We start from the raw sequence: 22,299 nt of genomic DNA, 5'->3' as shown, positions 1-22,299 counted from the left end.
CACTTTCGCAAAAGATAAAATTATTATAATTTATTAACTTTTCCATTACAAATTTTATTCAATTGTATAAATATCTTCTAATTCACGCTGTTTTTGATTATGATCAAGTCCATAACCCACAAGAAATCCTTCTCCTACTTCAAAACCATAAATAAAATGATCTGACGGAATGAACTTAATCATTTTTTTTCTTTTTAAACAAGAAACCACTGTAATTGATTTTGGTTTTTTTAATCTAATTATATTAATTGTATCAATCATGCTATCACCAGAATCAATAATATCTTCGATAATTAGCACATTTTTACCTACAATATCTTCTCTAATATCTGAAATCAAATTATATCCAAGATTCGTTTTACTTTTTTGACCTTCATACGATGTTGAAATTAAGAAATCAATTTTAATGTTATTTAATAATTTACATAAATCTGAACCAAAGAAGAAAGCCCCCCTCAAAAGAACAATGCAAGTTAATTCTTCATCACCATAAATATTACTAATTTCTTTCGCTATCTCGATATTTCTTGCGTGCAATTGTTCTTTTGTTATTAATTTTTTCATAATCTATATTATTTTATAATATATAGATAATTTTTTTAAACATTCATTTGAATTAATGTTTTTAATACCAATAACCGAAATTACTTGTTCGTTCAAATCAACGATAACTGGTCATTTTTTCCTGTAGTTTAGAGGAATTTTGTTCTTAATAAATAATTTACTAATTTTTTTTTCATTAATTTTATCTAGAGATTCGTAATTTCTGATTTTTAATGGAAAATTTCCGCAAAATTCTCAGTATTTGTGATCAATTTTAAATGAAGAACTAATAGATAAATATTCATTTTGAAAAGAAAAGTTTTTATTTTCAATAATAACTTCATATTTGCTAATGTTTTTTTGCTCTAATTCTTGTAAAAAAAATTGATCATATTGTTTTGTAATTTTAATTTGTTTTAATTCAAAAATGCCATTAGGATTTGTTTTCTTTGCAAGAAAACAAGTTATGTTTTCAATATTTTTTAATGATAATGAATAATTAGTTCATATTTTGAAGAAAAAAAATTTTTCTTCCTTATTTAGGGAAAGAAAATTAGTTATATAAAATAAATTACTAGAATTTTTTTTAATTAGATTAACGATTTGTTCTTCTTTTATCTTATTTTCTTTAATTTTTTGTAAAATTTCGTGATGCTCATAATTTTTAATATTTTTTCTAATGCTATTTCTTAAATAAATTTCAGAATCATTAGTTTCATCAATTCCATAATTAATTTTATTGCTGTCTAAAAATTCGATAATTTGCTGTCTAGAAATTTCTAGAATAGGTCTAAATAAATAAATATCGTTAACTAATTGAATATTCTTTATTCCAGAAAAATTTAAGGTTTTACGTTGATGTTTTTTAATTAAAAATGTTTCCACTTGATCATTTAAATTGTGTCCTAAAAAAACACCCTTTGCCTTATATTTATTAATATTTTTTTTAAAAAATGATAATCTTATTTTTCTTGCTCAATTTTGAAAATTACCTTGCAATTCTTCAGTAACATTAAGTGTTTCAAAAGGAAGAAAGAACTTATTAGCTAATTGATTAACAATTTCTTCGTCCCGATTACTTGTTGGACGTTTATTGTAGTTAATATGGACTAGAATTAGTTTTTTGTATCCTTTGTTTAATAAGTAATGTAGTAAATATACACTATCTGGACCACCACTGATCCCGACTAAATAAACATCTTCTAAATTGTTATAATTACTTTGAGTTAAATTCATTTTGTATTTTTGTAAAATCTTTTGCTAAAAAACTTTCTATTATCCTATCTGTTGTTTCAAATAATTTTTGTAATTTCTCTAACTCGTCATTCCTAAATTTTGAAAGAACAAAATGTTTCATTGATGATTGGTGAGGTGAATAAATACCTATTTTTAGTCTTTTAATTTCTGTTGTTTTAAAATTTTTAATAATGTCATCTATTCCGTTGTGCCCGCCAGATGTTCCGTTTTGCTTTAATTTAAATTTACCTATTTCAAATGAAATATCGTCATAAATCACGAATATATCACTTACATTAATTTTAAAATAACCAGCTAAATAACAAACAAATGTCCCACTTAAATTCATATAAGTTGTTGGTTTTGCAAAAATAGCACCTTTTTCTTGACATTTAATATACTCACCAAATTGATGTTTTGAATAATTTCCAAGATTATTTGTTTCTATGTAATGATCAATAGCTAAAAAACCAACATTGTGTCTTGTTTTTTCGTATTCTTTTCCCGGATTACCCAATCCTACAATTAATTTCATGATGTTGGTAAAACTTTTGTATGTTCTTTGTAAACACTACCAATTGGTTTTGATTCAATAATAGCCTTAATTACATCAGCCAAGAAATCTGATATCGTGATAACTTCTAATTTAGTAATTTTTTTATCTAAAGTTATTGTGTCTGTTGTAATTATATTGTCAATAGACGATGCATTATTAAATTTTTCTACAGCATCTCCATTAAATAAACCGTGCGTACATGCTACATAAATTTTATTAGCTCCTTTACTTTTTAAAGCATTAGCGGCATTAATAATTGTTCCTCCGGTATCAATCATATCATCTATTAAAAGACAATTTTTATTTTCCACATCTCCAAGAATATTCATAACCTCAGATTTATTAGCTATATGTCTTCTTTTATCAATAATCGCCAATGAAGTATCTAATGATTCTGCTAGTTTTCTAGCTCTAACAACACCACCTTGATCTGGAGAAACTACCACAAGGTTTTTAAGTTGCTTATTAACAATATGATTGCAAAGAGTTGGTAATGCATTCAAATTATCAACAGGAACATCAAAAAAACCCTCTATTTGTGGACAATGCAAATCAAATGTAATTACACGTTCGACTTTCAATGTACTTATTAATTTAGCTATTAATTTTGAAGTAATCGGTTCATGTACTTTACTTTTTCTATCTTGTCTAGCATAACCAAAATAAGGAATAACTAAACTTATACTCCTAGCTGAAGCGCGTGTGCATGCATCTATAAAAATTAACAATTCCATTATTGAATCATTAACCGGTTTAGAAGTACTTTGAATAATAAAAACATCCTTACCTCTAACTGTATTGACGGGTTTTACAAGAATTTCCCCGTCTTTAAATTCTAATTTTTCCACTTCACCTAATAAAATTGATGCCTGTTTTGAAACTTTCTTAGCTAATTCTAAAGATCTTGATAGACCGAAAATGATTTGTTGATTATTTTGCATATTATTTAACAACGAACAGCGTTGAACCACTACCTGTTAGTTTTTTATCCTTTCAATTTATATTTAAATTATAAAGATTTTTAAATGCTAGTGATAGGTCATTAAATAAATGATTTTTAACATTTTTTAAATCATCATTTTTAAGTGAATTTACAATTAAATTAATTTTGTCATTATTAATTTTCGGATCATTAGTTATTCGATCAAATTCTTCATAGACTTTTTTGGTGGAGGAATTAATTTCACTAAAAAATAATTCAACATCTAGCTTTAATTTTGTGTCTATTTCTTCAAGAATTTCACCATTACCGGAAACTAACGACAAACTATTATTAATAAAAAATAATGAATCAGTTGAAATAGGTTTAAGTATATTTTCAATTTCATTTTTACTTAAATTTAAAGAATTTTTATTGTTAATATAATCTAAAAAAAATCATGCATTAGAACTGCCGCCTGCCATTCCTGAACCTAGCGGAATGTTTTTTATCACAAAAATCTCGTATTTTTTTTCAGTTAAATTTTTCTTTAAAATTTTATCAATAGTGGAATTATATATTTGTGATGGGTAAAAATTTACTTTATTTGTATTTGATTCTTTAATAAAGATTTCATCATATAAATTAAAAATAGGATAATATATACCTAAAATTTCATGATAATCATTTATTTTCTTTCCAACAGACAAAGCCAAAGTTATTTTGGCGTTTGATTTAATCAAGTTAAAATCATTTAATAAAAAAAACAATGAAAGATGATTTTTTTCGTTCAATTCTTCAGGTCTAATAGTTTTATTTAATTTTTTTATATTTAGCAAATTATCTATTTTTTCATCGTTTATATGAAAGTTTTTTAAATTATTTTTTAATGTTTTTCTTCGATGCAAAAAAATTTTCTTTAAATAATTTAAAAATTTATTTAAATCTATCCCGTCTAAATTTTTATTAAATGTTAATTTAAAAACTTTACTGTCGACATTTGGTACTGGAAAAAAATTGTTTCTTCCAACAAAAGCAATTTCTTGATAACTGCAAATAGTTTTTGTAGCAACAGTAATATTACTATAATTTTCGTCTGATGGGTTAGCATTTAATTTGTCAGCGACTTCTTTTTGCAACATTAATATAGCTTTATCAAATAAATCATAATTTTCATATATTTTAAATAAAACTTGAGAACTAATGTTATAAGGTAAATTCGAAACTAATGTAATTTTTTTTGCACTTTGAAAATGTTCATTAATAAAAGAATTAAAATCTATTTTCATTACATCATAATTAATTAGTTTAAATTTTTCATCTTTAATTTCATTATTTAATTTCTCAATTAAATCACTATCGATTTCTATTGCCACAAGTTTTTTAACTTTAGAAAGTATTCTTTTCGTTAGTGCACCATCTCCTGGACCAACCTCTATTACATAAGAATCATTATCTATTTGATCAATAATTTTTTCTATAATGTGATTATTTCTTAGAAAGTTTTGTCCTCATTTTTTTTTAAAAAAGTGGTGATTCATTAAATTCCTAAAATATTTGCAACATTATCGATCAATTGCAAGCTTAATTGATCTAATGTTATTTTTTTAATCTCAGCAATCTTTTTAGCTACAAAGACAACATATTCCGGACGATTCAATTTTCCCCTATATGGTTCTGGCGATAAATAAGGAGAATCTGTTTCAATAAGTAAATTTTGAATAGGACATCAATCAACAACTTCTCTTATTTCAACAGCATTCTTAAATGTGATAATTCCTGAAAATGATATATAGAAACCCATTTGTACTAATTCTTTTGCTACTGATAAATCACCTGAATAACAATGTACTATTCCTTTTATTCCTTTATTTTTATATTTTCTTAAAACATTTACTAAATCACTTCATGCATCGCGACAATGAATTATTACGGGTAATTTTTTATCTAGTGATAATTCTATTTGTTTAGTGAAAGTAATTAATTGATTTTTTCTCTGTTCAATAGAACGTGCGTAATGATAATCCAAACCAATTTCACCGATCGCAATTACTTTTTTATTTTTAGATAACTCATTTAAAATTTCAATATCATTAGGGCTAATTTTATTATCCAAAACATAATTTGGATGAACACCTATAGCAGCATAAATGTTTTTTTTCACAGTTGCCGTTTCAACAACTTTTTTACTATCTTCAATAGTAGTTCCAACATTAACTAACGAAATTATTTCATTAGTTGTTGCTTGTGATATTAATTCATCAATTGGAACATTTTCATTTTCATATAACTCACTATTAAGGTGACAATGTGTATCGATATAACCGTTCATAATTTCCTTACTTTTATTTTATCTTATTTACCTAAACAATAATTCTTAAATAAATTTGTAATAATTTCCTCTGAATAATCTTCACCTAATAATTCATTTATAAATAACAATGTTTTTTGTAATTCTAATGAAATTAATTCCAAATTTTGTTTTCCATCCAACATTTTATTAATTAATTTTAAAGATTTAGATAAAGATTTTATGTAACTAATTTGACGAACATTCGTTAATACTAGATCGCTTGAATTAATTTGAAAATTTTTAAATTTTTTAACTAAAATATTTACTAATTCTTCAATGTCATTATTTTTTGTAGAAATAAATGGTGTGTTAAAATCTTCTCTAACGCTTAATAAATCTTTTTTATTTCGAACAAAAATGATTTTGTTTTTATCTATGTTACTAATTATTTTTTTTCCTCAGAAGAAATTTTTTCTAATTCTGAATCTATCAAAAATATAACAATATCAGCGTGTTGAGCAATTTTTATTGATCTTTCAATACCTTGTTTTTCTAATAAATTTTTTGTTTTTCTGATTCCTGCAGTATCAATTATTTTTAATAAAATATCATTTATTAGAACTTCACCCTCAACATAATCTCTTGTTGTTCCTGGAATATGAGAAACTATAGCTTTGTCTTCTTTTATTAAACAGTTTAATAAACTAGATTTTCCAACATTAGGTTTTCCTATAATAGCTGTTTTTATACCATTTAGTAAAGGTTGAGATAAAATAGATTTTGATTCTATTACTTGCAATTCTTTAATTATAATTAATAAATTATTTTTCAATTCCTCGTGTAGTTTTTCAATAATGTCATAATATTCTGGGTAATCAATTTTCACTTCTATATCAGTTATTAAATTTAAAATTTTTTCTTTAATTATTTTTATTTTATTATCAGCTCTGTTAACTAAATTATTTATAGAAATTTTCCTTGAAATTTCATTTCTGCTATTAACAAGATCATTAATTGATTCAGCTTGAATTAAATTTATTTTATTATTTAAAAATGCTCGTAGTGTGAACTCGCCTTTATTTGCTTGCCTAAATCCATTTTGTATAAATAACGAAATTATTTGATCAACAACATACAAACTTCCGTGACAATTAATTTCAACCATTTCTTCACCAGTGAATGAATTAGGTTTTTTATAAATTAGAGCAATAACTTCGTCAACAATTTCTTGATTGTTTATAATTTTCCCATAATAAAATCTTCCGTGTTCTAATTTTTCTTTATTAGAAAAGAAATATTGAAAAGTATTTATACAATCATCTCCACTCATTCTTATAATAGCAATAGCACCTTTAAATGGAGCACTAGAAAGAGATATTATTTTTTCTAACATAAATTATTTTAATCTTAAATCTTTTCTGCGTTTTTGATAAATGTGTAATCCATAAGTTTGACATGCTGTAAAAATTGATGAAAAAAACATATAAAAAGCTAGGGAAACCTGAATATTAAGAATAAAAATTATAATTACAACCATCATAATATTTTGAATTAAGTTTTGTTTTTTATATTGTTTCCTTGTTTTTTCATCCATTTTTTTTGTTTTCTCGCGATTTAATATTGCTTGTAACTTAAATGAAAGAACTTGTGAAGCTATTAAAAAGACGGCAATTATTAAATATTGTCATTCGTGTGCTGAAAAAATTGATGGTAAAATTGTTGTATTAAAATCAATTATATTCCCAATGTGCGCCTCTTTAATCACTCTTAATGCACTAAATGATCTATAAACAGCAAAAAAGAACGGCAATGTTATCAAAGAAGAAGTGATTAACGCCATTGGTTTGATGTTATTTTTTTTGTAAAAAGACATTATTTCCGCTTGCATTTGTTGCTTGCTACTTAAATCTTTTCTTCCTTCATACTTAGCTCTAATTTCTGAAATTTTAATTTGAGATTTTTGCATATTCGCTTGAAGTTTTAATTGTGGTAACGTAAAAAATAATGTTATTGTTCTAAAGAAAATAACAAGAATTAAAATAGTTAAAACTATCCCTCATCAAGCTTCTCCTCCACCAAAAATTTTAATTAATTCAATAGCTAAAGTAGCTACTGGTCAAACAAATAAACCATAAAATGGTCCATGAGATCAAGCTTGCGATCAATTCGAAATAGGATTAAACGCTAATTCTCCATTATTTCCATCTGTGTTATGGTGATTATAAGCATCTTGAGGTGAAGTAATAATTTCAAAACCTGAACCAATTTGATTTGTTGTCATTATTGAATTATCAAACATTAATTGAACACAGCCCCATAAAGTGAATGTCATCAAAAATAAGAAAACTATTCTTTTACATCAAGTAAAAATATTTTTTCATTTATTTGGTTTAGCTCCTACTCCGCTATTATATTGATTAATCAAATTAATTAACGGACTATTAGTTGTGGTTTTTTTCATTAGTGTCCTTATATATTTTACTTAATAAAAAAATAATACTTTCCTCTATTTTTTTATAATAAATATTCTTAACAGAAAAATTTTTAGATAAGATAATTACTAAATCATAATTAATTTTTATATCTTGTTTTCTTAAAATTTCTCTGATTATTCTTTTAATTTTATTTCGTTCAACAGCTTTTTTAATTATTTTTTTAGAAATCGCTAAACCTAATCTTAAATGATCAAGGTTATTCTTCTTATAAAAAATAATCAAATTATTATCTAGTTTTTTTTATTATTGTTAAAAACTATTTTAAAATCTTCATTTTTTTTAAAGAATTAAGTTTACTCATTTTATTTAAAAATTAAACTGTTAATTCTTTTCTTCCTTTTTGTCTTCTTCTTTTTAAAACCAATTTCCCTTTTTTAGTAGACATTCTTTTTAAAAACCCGTGTGTTTTTTTTGTTTTAGATTTATTAGGTTGTCAAGTTCTTTTCATATTTTTTACCCTTCACAATGAATAAAAGTATTTTATATTAAATGGAACTTAATTTCAAATAGTATTTATTAATAAAAAGTTATGTATTCATTTAGATATTATTATTTTTATTATTATTTTTATTATTGTTTTATTTAAATAAATAAATTTATTATCATAAATTACTATAATTTATTATAATAAATAATTAAATATATATTTATTAAAATAAATTTATATATATTAAAGAAATATAAAATTATTATTATTAACAAATTTTACTTTTAATAAAAATAGAATTATAATTTTTAAGTGCTTTATTTATAAAAAATATAGTTTTTGTAATTAAATAAGAATTCGGAGATTAATAAATGGAATATACTTCAAGTAGTATTAAAATTTTAGAAGGTTTAGAAGCTGTACGTAAACGTCCAGGTATGTATATAGGTAACACTAATGAGAAAGGTTATCACCATTTAGTTTGAGAAATTTTAGATAATTCTATAGATGAAGCTTTAGCTGGATTTTGTAATGAAATTAATATAACAGTTACAAAAAATAACGAAATTATTATTGAAGATAATGGGCGCGGGATTCCTGTAGATATACATCCTAAAACAAATATGTCAACAGTAGAAACGGTTTTTTGTAATTTGCATGCTGGCGGAAAATTTGATAATTCAACATACAAAGTATCTGGTGGATTACATGGAGTTGGTGCTAGTGTTGTTAATGCTTTAAGTGAATATTTAATCGTAAAAGTTTTTAGAAATGGGAATACTTATGAAATTTCTTTTAATAATGGTGGCAAAAAAGATCAAGAATTAAAAATTATAGGTTCATCATCAAAAACAGGAACTTGAGTAAAATTTAAACCTGATCAAACTATTTTTAAAGAAGTTAATACTTTTAACCATCAAACGTTAGTAGATCGAATAAAACAATTAGCATTTTTAAATAAAGGTTTAAGACTTAAATTTTCTGATAAAAGAAATGAAACTGATTACACTTTTTTTTATCAAGGTGGAATTCAAGAATATTTACAAGAATTAAATAAAAATAAAGAAAAAAATTATAATGAAATATTTTATTTTGATGATACAGTTAACGATATAAACGTTGAATTAGCTTTACAACATGTAGACACTGAAGATTATGTTGTTGCTTCGTTTTGTAATAATATTAGTACTCATGAAGGTGGAACTCATGAAGAAGGTTTTAAAATGGCTTTTACTAGAGTTATTAATAATTACTTAACCACAAATTTTAAAAAAAGTAAGGATAAAATTAATTTACAAGGTGAGGATATTCGTGAAGGATTAACGTGTTTAATTTCTATTAAGCATCCTGAACCACAATACGAAGGTCAAACAAAAGGTAAATTATCAAATTCCGATGCAAGAAAAGCTGTAAATGATTTATTTGATGTGAATTTTGAAAAATTTTTATTAGAAAATCCAGAAGTTGCTAATAAAATTATTGAAAAAGGATTAGAAGCACAACGAGCAAGAATCGCCGCTAAAAAAGCTCGTGAATTTGTTAAAAGAAAAGGTGTTTTAGAAATTTCTACTCTTCCTGGTAAATTAGCAGATTGTTCATCTAGAAATCCAAAAGAATGTGAATTATTTTTAGTTGAGGGAGACTCTGCTGGTGGTAGTGCTAAATTAGGTAGAAATCGAGAAATTCAAGCTATTTTACCATTAAAAGGAAAAGTAATTAATGTTGAAAAAAACCTTATTCAAAAAATAATGAATAATCAAGAAATTGGGAACTTAATAAAAAGTATTGGTTGCGGTATTCAAGAGAGTTTTGATATTGCAGGTTTGAAATATCATAAAATTATTATTATGACGGATGCTGACGTAGATGGTTCTCATATTAGAACCTTATTGTTGACTTTCTTTTTTAGATATATGAAACCTTTAGTTGAAAATGGTTATGTTTATTTAGCACAACCACCTTTATATAAATTAGAAAACAAAAAACAAATTTTATATTTTTATAATGATAATGAACTAAATAAATATCGTGAAGAAAATGATACAAAAGGTTTTTCAATTCAAAGATATAAAGGATTAGGAGAAATGAATCCTCAACAATTATGAGAAACTACAATGAATCCAGAACTCCGACAATTAATTAAAATTACTATAGATGATGTAGTTTTAGCTGATGAAACTTTCTCTATGTTAATGGGATCAGATGTAGAACCGAGACGTAAATTTATTAAAGAAAATGCTAAATTTATTAAAAATTTAGATGTTTAAAGAGGGATTATGGAAGAAAATAAAAATTTAATACTTAAATCTGTATCGAATGAAATTAGAAATTCATTTTTAAATTATTCGATGAGCGTAATTGTTAGTCGTGCATTACCTGATCTTCGTGATGGCTTAAAACCAGTTCATAGAAGAATTTTATATTCTATGTTTAATATAAAAAATTTTCATAATTCATCATACAAAAAATCCGCTAGAATAGTCGGGGATGTGATTGGTAAGTATCATCCACATGGTGATTCTTCAGTTTATGATGCAATTGTTAGAATGGCTCAAGATTTTAATATGCGTTATTTATTAATCGACGGACACGGAAATTTTGGTTCTATAGATGGCGATAGTGCAGCTGCTATGCGTTATACAGAAATAAGAATGAAAGAAATGTCTAGTGAAATGTTGTCATGAATTGAAAAAGACACAGTAAGATTTGTTGATAATTATGATGAAACCGAAAAAGAACCTTCAGTATTACCATCTTTAATTCCTAATTTATTATTAAATGGTTCATCAGGTATTGCTGTCGGGATGGCAACTAATATTCCTCCTCATAATTTAAATAATGTAATCGACGCGTTGATTTTACAAATTAATGATGATTCTGTAGATATTGAAAAATTAATTGATGCCATCCAAGGACCTGACTTTCCAACTGGAGGCTATGTAAGTTCTCCTTCAAATATCCGCAAGATTTATCGTGATGGTTCTGGATCAGTTACTATTCAAGCAAAGGTAGATGTTCTTGAAGAAGAAAGAATATTGATTGTTAAAGAAATTCCTTATCAAACAAATAAAGCCCGCATTATTGAAAGAATAGCTGAATTAGTTAATGACAAAATTATTGAAGGTATTTCTGATATTAAGGATGAATCTAATTATGAAGGTATTCGTATTGTTATTAAATACAAAAAAGGATTTGAATCGGAGGTTGTTTTAAATAATTTATTTAAACACACTTCTTTAAGAACACATTTTAGTTGCCATTTTTTAGCATTATTAGATGGTCAACCAAAAACATTTAATTTAAAAGAAATTTTAGAGGAAATAATTAATTTTCAGGTTGAAATTCTTGTTAAAAAAACTCGTTTTGAATTAAAAGCAGCAGAACAAAGAATTCATTTATTATTAGGAATTAAAAAGGCTGTTGAAGATATTGACAAAACTGTTCGTATTTTAAAAGAATCTCGTACATCAAGTGACGCTATTAGCAATCTTTGTGATCAATTAGAAATAACACAAGTTCAAGCAAAAGCTATTTTAGACATGAAGATGCAAAGATTAGTTGGTTTAGAAAAAGAAAAACTTGATAATGAAGTCGACGAATTAACATCTTTTATTAATAAATCTCTTGAAATTTTAGAATGTAAAAATAAACAATTAGAAATTATCAAAAATTCTTTTTTAAAAATAAAAGAAAAATTTGGGGACGAAAGACGTTCAGAAATTACTGAGGATTATTCAAACATTGAAGATGAAGATTTAATAAAGCGTGAAGATATTGTTGTTTTAATGACGCAAAGTAATTACATAAAAAGAATTCCTGTAGAAGAATATAAATTACAAAATAGAGGCGGAGTTGGAACAAAAAGTTTAAGTTTTTATGAAGATGATGTAACAAAATTAGTTACCTCAGGAAGTACCCATGACGACTATATGTTTTTTACTAAAAAAGGATTTGTTTATCGTATTAAAGGATATAAAATTTTCTCGAAATCAAAACAATCTAAAGGAATTCCGATTATAAATCTCCTTAAAACATTAGAAAAAGATGATGATATTAAAGAGATAATTAATGTTTCTAAGGAAGATTATAATGCCAACACTTCCCTATCTTTTATAACTAAAACCGGTTTAATAAAAAAAACTTCTATTCTCCACTACGCTAGAATAAACGTAAATGGGAAAATTGCTATTTCTTTACGAGAAAATGATGAAATAGTTAATGTATTGAAAACAACTAAAGAAACTAAGTGTATAGTTGTCACATCAAATGGTAAAGGATTACGTTTTGATGCAAGTTTAATTAGAGATATTGGAAGATCCTCGCAAGGTGTAAAAGCTATAAAATTATTAGATAATTCTTATGTTGTTTCAGCAGCTAATGATAGTAATAGTAAATATTTATTAATAATTACAGAAAAAGGAATGGGTAAATTAAATTTATTAGATGAAGGTTTTAGAATTAAAGGTCGTGGAACACAAGGTTATAATCTAATTTCAAAGAGTAATAATGATAGAATCGTCTATTCCCTTTCTGTAAATGAAAATGATGAAATATTATTAGTTACAGAAAAAGGTATTTCTAATAGAATTAATATTAACGATATAAGAGTTACAAAATCAAAATCATCTAAAGGTGTAATTATCATGAATTTAAAAGATGACGATAAAATTATTTCAACAACTGTGATAGGGAAATCATGTTAGATATTAATTATATTATCGATAATAAATTAAAAGTTATTAAAGAGTTAAATAAAAGGGGAACAGATTTTACAGATTTAATAAATGATGTTATTAAAACTTTTCTTTCTTATAAGGCCAACTTAACAAAATATGAACATTTAAATTATTTAAAGAATCAATCAGCAGAACAAGCAAAGTTGCTGAAAAACGATAAAAATTTATTCTTAAAAGAAATTGAAAAAGCCAAAAAAATTTCTCATGAACAAAACGAATTATCGATAATAGTTCGTGATTTAGAACAAAATTACATTGAAAAATTAAAAAATATTCCAAATGTTCCACATGGAACAATTCCTATAGGCAATAATGAAAAAAATAATAAAGTCATTAAAATTAAAAATTCAAAACCTATTTTTTCTTTTAAACCATTAAATCATTGAGATATTATTAGTAATAATTGTTGACTAGATGAAAACAGCATTAAAACTATTTCTGGAGCTAGATTTGTTTATTATGAAGAATTTTTATCAAAATTGCGTAGAGCTTTAATATCTTTTTTCTTAGATAATAATGCAAAAGATGATTATTGCGAAATTCACCCTCCTATTTTATTGAACGCAAAGCCATTAGAAGGAACAGGGCAATTACCGAAATTTGAAGATGATTTATTTAAAATTAAAGAATTTAATCAAGAGAACTCATTATATTTAAGTCCGACAGCTGAAGTTCAAATTACTAACAAATATAGGGATAATATTTTAGATGAAGAAATGTTACCGATTAAATTGACAGCGGCTACACAATGTTTTAGAAAAGAAGCAGGTTCGGCAGGACGCGATACAAGAGGTTTAATTAGACTACATGAATTTACTAAAGTAGAAATTGTTCAAATGACAACTCAAGATAATGAATTAAGAACTTTAAAAGACATGTTAAAAACTGCAACGAGAATTTTAGATAAATTAAAACTACATTATCGTGTTGTTGAACTATGTACAGGGGATTTAGGATTTTCAAGTAAAAAAACATATGACATAGAGGTTTGATTACCAGGTCAAGAATGTTATAGAGAAATTTCGTCATGTTCTTGATGCGGTGATTTTCAGGCGAGAAGAATTAATACAAAGTACAAAAACGCAAAAGGTGAAAAAAAATATGTTTACACATTTAATAGTTCATCATTACCAATAGAGCGAACAATTGCTGCAATAATTGAAAATTATCAAACGGTTAATGGAACCATTAATATTCCAACTATTTTAAAAAAATATTTTTAATTCCTGCAACATATTGATAAAATAAATGTGCCACTACAATTTTAACCTTAGAACCAGGTCAGGACCGGAAGGTAGCATCCTTAATGAGAACTGAAATGTGTAGTGGTTTTTGTTTTAAATTATGAAAAAACACGAATTGACGAATGAATATTTTATGAATATTGCTTTAAAAGAAGCAAAAAAAGCCTTTTTAAAAAAAGAAGTCCCAGTTGGGTGTGTTATTGTCAATGACAAAAATAGAATATTAGCAAAATCTCATAATTTAAAAGAAAAAAGTAATAATCCTTTAAAACACGCAGAAATGATAGCTATTGCAAAGGCAACAAAAAAAATAAAAATTGACGGTTATCGAATTGCCGCATATACATAACTTTAGAACCATGTTCAATGTGCTATAGTGCTATTAAACAATCGTTTATTAAAAAAATTTACTATGCTGCAGATTCTAATAATGAACACCGATTTAGTAAAGATTTAATAAATAATACAGTTGAAATTGAAAAAGGATTATTAGCCGATGATGTAAAATCAATGCTTTCTGATTTTTTTAAAAAAATTAGAAGTAATTAATTTGTTAAAATTAATAAAGATTAAGTGAATAAGTAGGGAAAAATGAGTGAAAAAAATCTTTCAATGAATGATAGTTTAGTGCTTGATAAATTTCAAGAAATCCAAAAAGAATTATCAATAAAACAAAAACAACTAGAAAACAGAGAATTTATTTTTGAATTTAATGGTGGAGAGGTTGTTGTAACTATGATGGGAAATAAGAAATTAGTGAAAATTGATTTTAGTGATTCCTTATTAAAAAACAAAAGTAGCTTGTTAGATATGTTAAAAAATGCAATGAATGCCGCTAGTGAGAATATCGATAGAGAAATTCAAATCATCATCAATGAAATTTGACAAAAAAATCTTATTTAATGAAAAATAATAGTTTAGAAAAATTAATAGACGAAATTGCTACTTGACCAGGTATTGGAAAGAAGACTGCTCAAAAATTAGCGATTTTTTTGGTGCAAAGAGAAAAAAGTAAAAATTTAACATACTTTCAACTTTTTAATGATGCAATTTTAAACTTAAAAAGTTGTAAAGTATGTAATACTATTTCAGAAAATGAAATTTGTGAAATATGCATTAACCAAAATAGAGATAGCACTAAATTATGTATAGTAGAGAAACCAGAAGATTTAAATGCTATTGAAACTACTAATCAATATAATGGAAAATATTTTATTTTTTATAACGATTTGGATTTACGCAAAGAACTTTTTCAATCTAAAAAAAATCAAAAATTTAATCAATTACTAAATTTAATTAAAGATAATAATGTTGACGAGGTCATTCTTGCCTTAAATCCGACTTTAGAAGGAGAAATTCTTTCTAAATTAATTATTAATAACATTAAAAATCAAAACATTCTAATTACGAAATTAGCAATTGGTTTATCGTTAGGATCGAATATCAATTATGTTGATAAACACACACTAATTACATCGTTCAGAAATCGCAGAAAGGAAGAAGAATGTTTATAGTTTTTGAGGGGATTGATGGAACCGGGAAAACAACTTTAATCAACAATTTAAAGAAATATTTTTGTGAAAATGAGAATATAAATATTTTCACAACAAGAGAACCGGGAGGTAAAAATTGCCCGGCTGCTGAAAAAATTCGATCATTAATTTTTGAATTTGATAATTTAAGCATAGTAACTGAGCTATTTTTATTTTTAGCCAGTAGAATAGAACATGTTAAAGATGTGATATTACCTAATTTAAATCAAAAAATTATTTTTTGTGATCGTTATTATTTTTCTACTATTGCATATCAATCATCTAAAAACATTACTTCGGATTTTATTAATGAAATTAATGTAAAAGCGTTAGAGTTATTTAATGAGCCTAAATTAGTTTATCCTAATATAACTTTTTTTCTCATTCCAAAAAGTGATCAAGATTTATATAAAATCATGGAAAGAAAATCTCATGTTAAAGAAAATCGCATGGACGAAAAAGATTTTGAATTTTATCATGAAGTTAATGAAAATTATAAAAAAATTATAAAAAAATATAATAATCCAAATAATTTTATTTCGTTAGATCCTTTATTGAATGAAAGTGAATTATTAGAACAGGCAAAAAAAATAATTAAGAAAATGATTAAAAATGAAAATATATAATCAAAATAATAATGAATTACAAATTTATTTAATTGCAACACCTATCGGCAATAATGAAGAATCATCTTTTTTATCATTAAAAATATTAAAAAATGCATCATTAATTATATGCGAAGATACTAGAAGAACGAAAGATCTTTTAAAGAAAAATGATATTAATTTTGAAGGAAAAAAATTTATTTTTTTAAATAAATTTAATGAAAATTCTCAAACAATTTCGGAAAAGATATATCAAGAGTGTTTATCTGGAAAAACAATTGCTATGGTTAGTGACGCAGGATATCCTTTAGTTTCTGATCCTGGTTTTAAAGTTGTGAGATTTTTAAGAGAGAAAGATATATATATAAAAATTATTAACGGACCAAACTCTATATTACCAGCATTAGTTTTAAGTGGTTTTCCAACGGATAGTTTTTACTTTGGTGGGTTTTTAAACAACAAAATTACACAAAAAATAATCAAATTAAGCTATCTTAAAGAAATAAAAACAACATTAATATTTTTTGAAAGTATTAATAAGATTGATAAATTTCTGGATGCTATTTATAGAGTGTTTGGTGAAAATATCGAAATATGTATATGTAGAGAGATTTCTAAAACATTTGAAGAGGTTTTAATAGGAACGGTAAAGGAATTTATTGATAAAGAGTGAATAAAAAAAGGCGAAATTGTTGTTCTTATTAACAATAAGTAGTTTTATTTTTATTTAAAAATCAATTAATATTATAATTACATGAAAAAAGTTTATATAACAACGCCTATATATTATCCAAATAGTACTTTGCACATAGGTCATGCTTATTCTACGGTTATAGCTGACTCATATAAAAGATTTCGCATCAATACAGGGGACGACGTTTATTTTTTGACAGGAAGCGACGAGCATGGTCAAAAAATTGAAAAACAAGCTCAACTACTAAATTTAACGCCACAACAATTAGTCGATAAAAATGTCGAAAATTTTAAAATTTTATGAAAAAAATTAAACATTAATTACGACCAATTTATTAGAACAACTTCTCAGCGTCATAAGGATATTGTGGTTAAAGTTTATGAATTACTAAAAAATAAAGAACTAATATATAAAGATTTTTATCGCGGTAATTACTGCATTCCTTGCGAAACTTATTATCAAAAAAAAGAATTAATTAATGAAAAATTTTGTCCTATTTGCGGGAAAGAAACTCAACTTTTAGAATTAGAATCTTTTTTCTTTAAAATGAGTTCATTTGAGGATTGAATTACAAATGTGATTAAAAATAATGAAATTATTATTCTCCCAGAAAATCGAAAAAGCGAATTATTAAATAATTTTTTAGGAGGGCAATTCACCAATTTATCTATAACGAGAAACAATTATACATGAGGAATTAATGTTGAAAGTAATCATGTATTGTATGTTTGAATAGATGCATTATTTAATTACATTTCAGCACTAGGTTTTTTAACAAATGATGATGCTTTATATAAGAAATATTGAGATAACGATGATGTTGAAAGAATTCACATTATCGGAAAAGAAATCACAAGATTTCATTGTATTTACTGACCAATTTTACTTCACAGTTTGGAGTTAAAATTACCATCAAAAATAATTGCACACGGATGAATAACTGTGAATAATGAAAAAATGTCAAAATCACTAGGGAATGTCGTTAATCCACTAGAATTAATTGATAAATATGGTGCAGATTCACTAAGGTATTTTTTAATGAAATCTAATAAAATAGGTAATGATTTTTCTTTTGATATTGAAAATTTTATTTTTGTAATAAATAGTGATTTAGCTAATAATGTAGGCAACTTAGTATCTAGAACTTTTAATATGATTCAAAAATATAATTCTGGAATGGTTCCTAAATTTAAAAACAAAGAAAAACTAAATGATGATATAGAATTTAAAATTAATGAAGCATTTAATGAATTTAAAAACTTTAATTCGAATAAAGCTATCAATATAGTTCAAGAAATTTGTGAGTTTTTAAATAAATTGATTGAAAACGAAAAGCCATGAGAATTATTTACAAGAAGTGATTTAGAAAAATTAAATTGAATATTAACAACTCTTGTTGTTTCGATAAATTGGATTTTCCACTTTTTAAGCGCTATTTTAACTGATGGTTATCTAGAATATAATAAATATATAGGTTGAAAAAACGAATCACTATCTAATTTAATAAATTGAAATAGTTTAGATGAAAAAGAAGTAAAGAAACCAAATCCAATTTTTAGGAGATTTGAAAAGTAATGAAAGATTTTGATGTTATAGTTGTTGGTGGCGGACATGCCGGAGTGGAAGCAGCACTTGCTTCTTCTAGAATGAATAAAAAAACTCTTCTTATAACGGTTAATAAAAATAAGATTGCTAACACGCCATGTAATCCTTCCATTGGTGGACCTGCAAAAGGTATTGTAGTTCGAGAAATAGATGCCTTAAATGGAGCAATGTCGGTTCTAGCTGACAAATGTGCATTACAAATGAAAATTTTGAATTTAAGTCGTGGTCCTGGTGTGCAAGCCTTAAGAGCGCAAATTGATAAAGAAAAATACTCACTCGAAGCTGTTAAAATTCTTGAAAAAAGTTCAAAACTAGAAATTATTGAAGGTGTCGTAGAAAAATTAATAATTGAAAAAAATATTTGTAAAGGCATTGAAGTAGACAATAAAAAAATTTTTGCTAATGCTGTTGTTTTAACAACAGGAACTTATATGGATTCATTAACTTTTTCAGGGTTTGATTTTAAAAAAACCGGTCCAGACAATGATATAACTTCTAATGGGATTAGTGAACAGTTAAAAAAACACGGTGTCACTCTCCAAAGATTGAAAACAGGAACCCCTCCAAGAATCGATAAATTCTCTATAGATTTTTCTGTTATGAAAGAAGAGAAAGGAACAAATGAAAAAATTCATTTCTCTTTTTATAATAATTTTGTTAAACCGTTTTCAGAACAAAAAAGTTGTTGACTAACATATACTAATTCAGAAATTCATGAATTAATTTTGAAAAATTTAGATCAAAGTCCGATGTATAATAAAAAATTATTTTCCACAGGTCCAAGATATTGCCCAAGTATTGAAGATAAAGTCGTAAAATTTTCAGATAAAGAACGCCACCAATTATTTATTGAACCAGAAACGGAATTTGGTAATTCATATTATTTGCAAGGATTTTCAACAAGTTTACCTATAAATTTACAAGAGGAAATGGTTAAAAAGATAAAAGGTTTAGAAAATAGCAAAATATTAAAATATGCATACGCTATTGAATATGATTCTATACATCCTTTTGAATTCGATAAATCTCTTCATTTAAAAAAAATTAAAAATTTATTTAGCGCGGGTCAAATAAATGGAACTAGTGGATACGAAGAAGCTGCCGGGCAAGGTATTATTGCCGGAATAAATGCTGCCTTATTTTTAGACGGTAAAGAACCTTTTATTCCGAGTAGAGAAAATTCTTATATAGGTGTAATGCTAGACGATTTAGTTTTAAAGGGAACAAAAGAACCTTATCGATTGCTTACATCAAGAGCCGAACACAGACTATATTTGAGAAATGATAACGCAGATCTTCGTTTAACTGAACTTGGTTATAAGATTGGCGTCGTAACTAATGAAAAATATCAACAATACTTAGCGCGAAAAGAAAAATTAAAACAATCGTTAGAAAAGTTAAATGCATATAAAATTCATAATAGTGAGCAAAATCTTGAAAAATTGAAAATTTTTGGTATAAAAAGCATGAAAACAGGGATATCAGCTAAGGAATTACTTAAGAGACCTGAAGTTGAATTAAGGAATTTACTTAGTTTATTTCCGATCGAATTACCGAAATTAGATTTTGAAGATAAGATTACTATCGAAACTGAAATTAAGTACTACGGGTATTTGAAAAAACAAACAAAATTAATTGAGAACGCAAAAAAAATGGAAAATAAAAAAATTCCGAAAAATTTTGATTATTCAAAAATTCACAACCTTTCTTTAGAAGCTAGGGAAAAATTAACTCGTATTAATCCGAAAACAATAGGTGAAGTTTCAAGAATAGATGGGATTACCCCATCAGATGTGATCGCTATAATTAGTAATTTAAATTTGAAACAACATTAATATTATTTTGATATAAATAATATAATTAATATAAAATATGAATCATCAGAAAAAAATTATAATCCTAGATTTTGGAAGTCAATACACACAATTAATTGCTAAAAACATTAGAAGAAATCACGTTGCGTGTTTAATAGTGTCTTGTAAGATTACTGCGGAAGAATTATTAACAAATACACCAACAGGAATAATATTATCTGGTGGTCCAGAGAGTGTCTATGATTCAAATGGTCTTAAAATTGATAAAAAAATTTTTGATTTAAATATTCCTATATTGGGTATTTGTTACGGAATGCAATTGATCACTGACATGTTTGGCGGAAAAGTTACTGGTTCTGATAAGAGTGAATTTGGAGCTAATGAATTAAAAATAAAAATTAATAATGAATTATTTGAAGATGTACCAAAAATATCGAAAGTATGAATGTCTCATAGTGATCACGTAACCAAGATGCCTTCAAATTTTGAAATAACGGGAGAATCACATAATTCTATTGCAAGTATTAAACATAAAAATAAAAAAATTTACGGAGTTCAATTTCATCCAGAAGTAACACACACAGAATTTGGAAGTGTAATGATCAGTAACTTTATTTTTAAAATATGCGAGGCTGAAAAAAACTGAATGAACAATAATTTTATTGAAAATAAAATTAATAAAATAAGAGAAACTGTCAAAAATAATGTAGTAATTTTAGCTCTTAGTGGCGGAGTTGATTCATCAGTTGTTGCTCTATTACTTCAAAGAGCAATCGGGAAACAATTAAAATGTTTTTTTGTGAACCATGGTTTATTGAGGGATGAAGAATGCTTAGAGGTAATTAATTATTTAAAAACTTGTGAAAAAATTAATATCGACATAATTGACGCAAAACAACTGTTTTTATCAGCATTATCCGGAAAAATAGATCCAGAAGATAAAAGAAAAACGATAGGGGCTAAATTTATAGAGGTATTTGAAAAAGAAGCTATTACTTTGAATGGAAAATATTTAGCTCAAGGAACGATTTATTCCGATGTAATTGAATCTTCAGGACATGGGAAAACTTCGAAAACAATTAAATCTCACCACAACGTTGGAGGACTTCCAGAAAAAATGCATCTAAAAATTATTGAGCCAGTCAATGACTTATTCAAAGACGAAGTGAGAGAACTAGGCGTAGCACTTGGTCTGCCAAAAAAATATGTTAATCGCCATCCTTTTCCAGGACCAGGCTTCACGGTAAGAATTTTAGGAGAAGTCACAGAAGACGCTTTAAATAAAGTGAAAAAAGCTGATCATATTTTTATTGAAGAACTTCAGAAGCACGATTTATATGACAAAGTATCACAAGCATTTGCTGTATTTTTACCAATTAAATCTGTTGGAGTGATGGGTGACTATAGAACGTATGATAATGTGATTGCTATCAGATCTATTAACACCGTAGATTTTATGACTGGAACTATAACTAATTTTCCATTTGATTTTTTAACAAAAGTATCAACAAGAATAGTTAACGAGGTTAAAGGAATAAATAGAGTAGTTTATGATATAACCTCTAAACCACCAGGAACAATAGAGTGAGAATAGGATAAC

Annotated in this window: 22 protein-coding genes, 1 other RNA gene and 1 pseudogene; 13 read left to right on the top strand and 11 right to left on the bottom strand. The window is 25.6% G+C overall.

The genetic code is table 4. From position 1 onward, the window contains the following. Positions 1-54: 54 nt before the first annotated feature. The 11 genes and pseudogenes from ASO20_RS01635 to rpmH all read right to left on the bottom strand — a co-directional run bounded on the left by ASO20_RS01635 (position 55) and on the right by rpmH (position 8,490). Positions 55-564, bottom strand: coding sequence for a phosphoribosyltransferase (locus tag ASO20_RS01635; protein ID WP_085056233.1), 510 nt, complete (start codon positions 562-564; stop codon positions 55-57). Between the two features lie 3 nt (positions 565-567). Continuing rightward, entirely contained in the window at positions 568-1,779 is a 1,212-nt protein-coding gene (tilS, locus tag ASO20_RS01630; protein ID WP_085056232.1) for a tRNA lysidine(34) synthetase TilS, read from the bottom strand. Next, the gene (pth, locus tag ASO20_RS01625; protein ID WP_085056231.1) at positions 1,760-2,314 is read right to left on the bottom strand and encodes an aminoacyl-tRNA hydrolase; all 555 of its coding nucleotides are present in this window, start codon (positions 2,312-2,314) and stop codon (positions 1,760-1,762) included. The genes tilS and pth overlap by 20 nt, the downstream gene beginning before the upstream one ends. After that, the gene (locus tag ASO20_RS01620) at positions 2,305-3,276 is read right to left on the bottom strand and encodes a ribose-phosphate diphosphokinase (protein WP_085056495.1); all 972 of its coding nucleotides are present in this window, start codon (positions 3,274-3,276) and stop codon (positions 2,305-2,307) included. Before ASO20_RS01620 ends, pth begins: the two co-directional genes overlap by 10 nt. 1 nt (position 3,277) lies before the next feature. Further along, complete coding sequence (rsmA, locus tag ASO20_RS01615; protein ID WP_085056230.1) at positions 3,278-4,795, bottom strand: 16S rRNA (adenine(1518)-N(6)/adenine(1519)-N(6))-dimethyltransferase RsmA; 1,518 nt, start codon at positions 4,793-4,795, stop codon at positions 3,278-3,280. Then, a complete protein-coding gene (locus ASO20_RS01610) occupies positions 4,795-5,586 on the bottom strand; it encodes a TatD family hydrolase (protein ID WP_085056229.1) in 792 nt (263 codons plus the stop codon). Before ASO20_RS01610 ends, rsmA begins: the two co-directional genes overlap by 1 nt. A gap of 23 nt (positions 5,587-5,609) precedes the next feature. Further along, positions 5,610-5,939 carry a hypothetical protein gene (locus ASO20_RS03105; protein ID WP_257720219.1) on the bottom strand — a complete coding sequence of 110 codons (330 nt, stop codon included), beginning with the start codon at positions 5,937-5,939 and terminating at the stop codon, positions 5,610-5,612. A 53-nt stretch (positions 5,940-5,992) separates the two neighbouring features. Next, on the bottom strand, positions 5,993-6,940 hold the full coding sequence (gene mnmE, locus ASO20_RS01600; protein ID WP_085056227.1) for a tRNA uridine-5-carboxymethylaminomethyl(34) synthesis GTPase MnmE: 948 nt from the start codon (positions 6,938-6,940) through the stop codon (positions 5,993-5,995). 3 nt (positions 6,941-6,943) lie between these two features. Then, positions 6,944-8,008 (bottom strand): membrane protein insertase YidC, encoded by a 1,065-nt coding sequence (yidC, locus tag ASO20_RS01595; RefSeq protein ID WP_085056226.1) that lies wholly within the window; start codon positions 8,006-8,008, stop codon positions 6,944-6,946. Continuing rightward, positions 7,989-8,267 (bottom strand): annotated as a pseudogene (gene rnpA, locus ASO20_RS01590) (ribonuclease P protein component); the annotation flags it as partial. The pseudogene rnpA and the gene yidC, both read right to left, overlap by 20 nt. Positions 8,268-8,355: 88 nt before the next feature. Beyond that, positions 8,356-8,490 carry a 50S ribosomal protein L34 gene (gene rpmH, locus ASO20_RS01585; protein ID WP_085056224.1) on the bottom strand — a complete coding sequence of 45 codons (135 nt, stop codon included), beginning with the start codon at positions 8,488-8,490 and terminating at the stop codon, positions 8,356-8,358. A gap of 350 nt (positions 8,491-8,840) precedes the next feature. On the opposite strand from rpmH, the gene gyrB reads away from it, so the two are divergent. From gyrB to guaA, 13 genes are all read left to right on the top strand, one after another. Beyond that, complete coding sequence (gene gyrB / locus ASO20_RS01580) at positions 8,841-10,736, top strand: DNA topoisomerase (ATP-hydrolyzing) subunit B (protein WP_085056223.1); 1,896 nt, start codon at positions 8,841-8,843, stop codon at positions 10,734-10,736. Between the two features lie 9 nt (positions 10,737-10,745). Further along, on the top strand, positions 10,746-13,172 hold the full coding sequence (gene gyrA / locus ASO20_RS01575; RefSeq protein WP_085056222.1) for a DNA gyrase subunit A: 2,427 nt from the start codon (positions 10,746-10,748) through the stop codon (positions 13,170-13,172). Continuing rightward, positions 13,166-14,428 (top strand): serine--tRNA ligase, encoded by a 1,263-nt coding sequence (gene serS / locus ASO20_RS01570; protein ID WP_085056221.1) that lies wholly within the window; start codon positions 13,166-13,168, stop codon positions 14,426-14,428. The genes gyrA and serS overlap by 7 nt, the downstream gene beginning before the upstream one ends. Before the next feature lie 22 nt (positions 14,429-14,450). After that, an RNA gene (gene ffs, locus ASO20_RS01565) (signal recognition particle sRNA small type) lies at positions 14,451-14,547 on the top strand. Between the two features lie 2 nt (positions 14,548-14,549). Next, entirely contained in the window at positions 14,550-14,798 is a 249-nt protein-coding gene (locus ASO20_RS03125; RefSeq protein WP_085056220.1) for a deaminase, read from the top strand. 17 nt (positions 14,799-14,815) lie between these two features. Continuing rightward, a complete protein-coding gene (locus tag ASO20_RS03120) occupies positions 14,816-14,998 on the top strand; it encodes a hypothetical protein (RefSeq protein WP_085056219.1) in 183 nt (60 codons plus the stop codon). Between the two features lie 42 nt (positions 14,999-15,040). Then, complete coding sequence (locus ASO20_RS01550) at positions 15,041-15,352, top strand: YbaB/EbfC family nucleoid-associated protein (protein WP_085056218.1); 312 nt, start codon at positions 15,041-15,043, stop codon at positions 15,350-15,352. After that, on the top strand, positions 15,352-15,963 hold the full coding sequence (gene recR, locus ASO20_RS01545; RefSeq protein WP_157061700.1) for a recombination mediator RecR: 612 nt from the start codon (positions 15,352-15,354) through the stop codon (positions 15,961-15,963). Before ASO20_RS01550 ends, recR begins: the two co-directional genes overlap by 1 nt. Next, positions 15,954-16,607 carry a dTMP kinase gene (tmk, locus tag ASO20_RS01540; protein WP_085056216.1) on the top strand — a complete coding sequence of 218 codons (654 nt, stop codon included), beginning with the start codon at positions 15,954-15,956 and terminating at the stop codon, positions 16,605-16,607. The genes recR and tmk overlap by 10 nt, the downstream gene beginning before the upstream one ends. Next, positions 16,594-17,301, top strand: coding sequence for a 16S rRNA (cytidine(1402)-2'-O)-methyltransferase (rsmI, locus tag ASO20_RS01535; protein ID WP_085056215.1), 708 nt, complete (start codon positions 16,594-16,596; stop codon positions 17,299-17,301). The genes tmk and rsmI overlap by 14 nt, the downstream gene beginning before the upstream one ends. A gap of 39 nt (positions 17,302-17,340) precedes the next feature. Beyond that, positions 17,341-18,855 carry a methionine--tRNA ligase gene (gene metG / locus ASO20_RS01530; RefSeq protein WP_085056214.1) on the top strand — a complete coding sequence of 505 codons (1,515 nt, stop codon included), beginning with the start codon at positions 17,341-17,343 and terminating at the stop codon, positions 18,853-18,855. Continuing rightward, positions 18,855-20,720 carry a tRNA uridine-5-carboxymethylaminomethyl(34) synthesis enzyme MnmG gene (gene mnmG, locus ASO20_RS01525; protein WP_085056213.1) on the top strand — a complete coding sequence of 622 codons (1,866 nt, stop codon included), beginning with the start codon at positions 18,855-18,857 and terminating at the stop codon, positions 20,718-20,720. Before metG ends, mnmG begins: the two co-directional genes overlap by 1 nt. A 37-nt stretch (positions 20,721-20,757) precedes the next feature. Further along, positions 20,758-22,293 (top strand): glutamine-hydrolyzing GMP synthase, encoded by a 1,536-nt coding sequence (gene guaA / locus ASO20_RS01520; RefSeq protein WP_085056212.1) that lies wholly within the window; start codon positions 20,758-20,760, stop codon positions 22,291-22,293. The last annotated feature ends 6 nt before the right edge of the window (positions 22,294-22,299 follow it).

The organism is Mycoplasma sp. (ex Biomphalaria glabrata), from assembly GCF_001484045.1.
Lineage (GTDB): Bacteria > Bacillota_I > Bacilli_A > Mycoplasmatales.
The sequence above is the reverse complement of the archived record's forward strand: the minus strand, read 5'-3'. Positions and strand labels throughout refer to the sequence as shown.